The following is a 3,608-nucleotide window of genomic DNA, read 5'->3' on the forward strand; positions in this document are numbered from 1 at the left end:
GCTCAACGCAGCGTAACAGCGAAAGTCGAGGTCTATTACCTCTGTTGTTTTGAGTTTCGTGATTCAGGTTTAGGTCGATATCGTATAAGAAGCCGCCAGGCGTGGTCCGCAACAGAAGGCTCTGTCCGGCCAATCAAATAGAGGGCGAAGGTGGCGCACTGACTCCTTGAGGCCGCCGCCCGCTTCCGCAAACAATGACGGCTGGACGTTTCGGCGACTGGCTCGAATGCAAATAGGTCAAGCACAAAAGAACTGAACTGCGTTCCTAGTTTCGGTCAGCGGGCGTAACTATCCAACAGATACTGCACAATCCCAGTCTTCAGCGCATCCAGCGCAACAGCCACCCGTCGCCACACATACGGCCGTAGCCGCTGCTGTGCCTGCTCGTGAGTACAGAACTCAAACGCGGATAGCTCGCCGTCCGAAATCTTGATCGTTGCAATTTGCTCGTCGCTCAACTCGCCGCCGTCGAAGATGAATGCCAGCAGGTCATCCCATGGACCGTGCGGCGATACCCAGTCGACGACAAGGAGCGGTCCGACGTGGAGATCAAAGCCGAGTTCTTCCTTCAGCTCACGGCGCACGGCCTCGTGCGGCGGCTCGTTGGCCTCGGCCATGCCGCCCGGTGTGTCCCAGTCGGGCTTGTACTGCGGATCAACGAGCAGAATCCGGCCCGCGTGGTCGCGCAGGATCACGTCAGCGCTGACGCGCTTGCGTGGTTGCTTCGCGTTGCCCTCTGCCAAGTAGGCCTGCCAGGCCTCCGGGTCACGCTCATACAGCGAAGCGTCAGCGTTCACCATTTCTCCCCGAGCGCCGTTCCATCGCCACGTCCGTCCTGTGTGAGCCACTGGTAGAGCCACACCCGCTCCCTGAGCGCCTCATCGAGGCAGCTCAGGAACTCGGCTGCCACCCGAGTACCCCGGTGCGGCTCCAGCAAGCGCCTGAGATCAAGAAGCTGCTGGATGACGAGATAGGAGCCGAGCTGCTGCGTCGCGTCCAGCACTTCTTGAGCGACTGCACAGGCTTCGTCGGGCCTACCCTGGGCGATGAGCACAGTTACAAGGATGAGCTGCCCGAACGCCCGGCTGCGCGTGCGATCTCGCGGCCGCAGTTCGATGACGCGCTCGGCCTGCCGTTCCGCCTGGGCCAGATCACCAAGCTGGCGCAAGCACCGGGCGGCCTCGTTCGCCAAGGAGCCTTCATCGAAGTGGCTGACCCACAGCGACCGTTCCTCGGCCGGCTGCACTTCAAGCACCCTCTCTGCCTCGATGAGGAGCTGCGTGCAGTCGTCGGACCGCCGGAGCGCAGCGAAGCCACGGGCCTGCATGGCAAGGAGACGAGCTTCGAGTTCAGGCAATCGGGGACCACGGGCCAGCGCTTCGCGCCCTCGTCGCGCGTACTGGATGGCGTCGGCTGGCTTGCCCTGGTGGTGGGCGAGATGGCTCATGCTGGCCAGGATGTGTACGCCGAGCTGCCGGTCGCTGCCGAGTTTGACCAGATCAAGTGAACGCGCAAAGTGCTGTTCGGCGGCCTGGTCCCGTCCGGCATCGTGAGCCATCCACCCGGCCATCTCCGTCAAGGCGGCTGCGGCTGTGAACGCCAACCGTCCGTCGCTGCCGTGATCGACTCCGAACATGCGCGGCGCGACTTCAGCTTGTAGGTACTTGACGACGGTGGCGTAGAGGTGGCCGCCGCCGACCTGGCGATCCGCCGCCCGAAACGACTGCATCGCGGAGGCGTAGCCGTTGCCGCCACCCAGCGGCAGCCCGAGTGACGAAGGCTGAAGCAGTACGGGCAGTGGCGGGGCTTGCTGCGGTATAGCCGCTCTTCCTACGTCGGCCGTACGACCGTTGCCACTTGCAGACGGCTCACCGGGCAGCTTGAACCACAGTAGATGCTCGGGAATGCGAAGCGTGCGCGCCCAGTGAGTCAGGCTGTCGAGATGTCGGACGGGCGCGCCATTCTCGATGCGGCTAATTTGAGCTTGCGTCAATCCGAGCCAACCGGCCACGACGCCCTGTGGAACGCCATCTTTGCCATAAACGGCGATGTGCTGCGGGTGCTTGCGATACGCCCGCGAAACGTGGCCGATGTGCTGCGCAATGAAAGCATCCCGGAACTGATCGGTGTCCCAGAAGTCATCAGGAAACTCTGGCGGCTGAATGATGAAGTCGCGCGCCTTGGTCTGGCACGGGGCGCACTGGCCGCTCTTGTTGTCTCGGGCAAGGCGCGTCCCGCAACGGCAGTAACGTGCCGAGCGGTTCGCGTCCATGATCGTCCTGACTTTCGATGCGGCATCCCTGACCAGCAATTCTAGAACCTGGCCACCCTACGGGGCGGGCCGCATACGTGTCATGTATGGCGCGTATACCCCCGCGATCATGCCCGGTACGGCCCAACCGCCTCACTCTCGGGTTACCCGGACACGTCCCCAACCAGGGAGAACGATCCATGACCCGCCAGACGCAGGCCACGACCGTACTGACCCCAACCGACTACTTCCCGCCGGAGTTACAGCAGCTGTGCAGAACCGCAGTGCGGGTGCTGCACGAGCACGTCGAGGTGGGCGGTCTGTGCGTGGTCTGCGTCGTGACCTGGCCGTGCGAGCCCACCCGGCTTGCGGATCACAACCTGGCGCTGCTGTGAGTGTCCGCCCCCAGTCGGCCGGACCGGCGATGCTGCTCCCCGAAGCCGTCGCCGGTCTGGCCCTCCACGTGCCTCCTGGAGGGGCGCTGCTAACCATGCGACCACTTGTCTACGGCTACATCCGCCTCAGCCCGGCCGACCCGCAAGACATCGGCGACTGCCTGATACGCGATCTCGCGGCGTACGCGGAGCGTGAAGGGCTAACCCTGGCTGACGTCTTCACCGACCGTGACGCAGGAATAGGGGACCAATTCGGCCGGAGCGGCTTTGTCGTGATGGTCGAGACGCTACGCCGCCCCGGCGTTGATGGCGTCTTGATTCCGTCGCTCAACCACTTCTCAAGATTTCCTGGTGTCCATGAGGCCATGCGCGCCCTCATTGAGCTGGAAACCGGGGCACGGGTTTTCGTAATGGGCCACCCTCGGGAGGAACGCCATGACCGTTTTGGCAGAACGACCGGCGCAGGTGGTTATGACCCATCCACCTCGCCCTGAGCTTCGCATACGCAGCGAAATGCAGCTTGCGGCGCTTTCAACGGCCACCATCTGCGCGCAGCTCTTCACCAAGTACACACTACAGGCGTGGCAGCTCGACCACCTTATTGAGCCGGTCGAAAAGCTGACGGCTGAACTCGTAACCCGCGCCGTCCGCACCACCGGCATTATTAAGCCAAATCCCCGGTGGACAGAGCTGGATGGCCTGAAACTCATCTTGGTGCGGCTTGTCATTCTTGGCGACAACCTAATTGTTGAGGTTGCCGACAGCGATCCAGAGTTCACGGCGACAGGCGGCGATATTCCGCTCACGCGCGCACTGGGCAAGCGATGGAATTACTATCGGCCGCCCGCCGGAGGCAAGATCGTATGGTGCGAACTGCCTTTGTCTGCCTTCAGCAGTTCACTCGACCAAACCCAAGAGATACCACGCGTGCTGCCGCGCCGTACCCGTAAGGCAGTGCCTAG

At 62.9% G+C, this 3,608-nt stretch carries 5 protein-coding genes; 3 read left to right on the top strand and 2 right to left on the bottom strand.

The window, feature by feature from the left end:
• Positions 1-275 precede the first annotated feature (275 nt).
• Positions 276-797 (bottom strand): NUDIX hydrolase, encoded by a 522-nt coding sequence (locus U9980_RS22580; RefSeq protein ID WP_322769771.1) that lies wholly within the window; start codon positions 795-797, stop codon positions 276-278.
• On the bottom strand, positions 794-2,272 hold the full coding sequence (locus tag U9980_RS22585; protein ID WP_322769772.1) for a hypothetical protein: 1,479 nt from the start codon (positions 2,270-2,272) through the stop codon (positions 794-796). The genes U9980_RS22580 and U9980_RS22585 overlap by 4 nt, the downstream gene beginning before the upstream one ends.
• A gap of 179 nt (positions 2,273-2,451) precedes the next feature.
• Between U9980_RS22585 and U9980_RS22590 the strand changes: the two genes are divergently transcribed.
• The 3 genes from U9980_RS22590 to U9980_RS22600 all read left to right on the top strand — a co-directional run.
• The gene (locus U9980_RS22590) at positions 2,452-2,646 is read left to right on the top strand and encodes a hypothetical protein (protein WP_322769773.1); all 195 of its coding nucleotides are present in this window, start codon (positions 2,452-2,454) and stop codon (positions 2,644-2,646) included.
• A gap of 29 nt (positions 2,647-2,675) precedes the next feature.
• Positions 2,676-3,140: a recombinase family protein gene (locus tag U9980_RS22595; RefSeq protein WP_322769774.1), complete on the top strand. Its 465-nt coding sequence runs from the start codon at positions 2,676-2,678 to the stop codon at positions 3,138-3,140.
• On the top strand, positions 3,082-3,608 hold a 527-nt coding region (locus U9980_RS22600; protein WP_322769775.1), incomplete at its 3' end, for a hypothetical protein. The genes U9980_RS22595 and U9980_RS22600, both read left to right, overlap by 59 nt.

Origin of the sequence: Protofrankia sp. Cr1 (assembly GCF_963555865.1) — a bacterium.
In the GTDB taxonomy this organism is placed as follows: domain Bacteria; phylum Actinomycetota; class Actinomycetes; order Frankiales; family Frankiaceae; genus Protofrankia.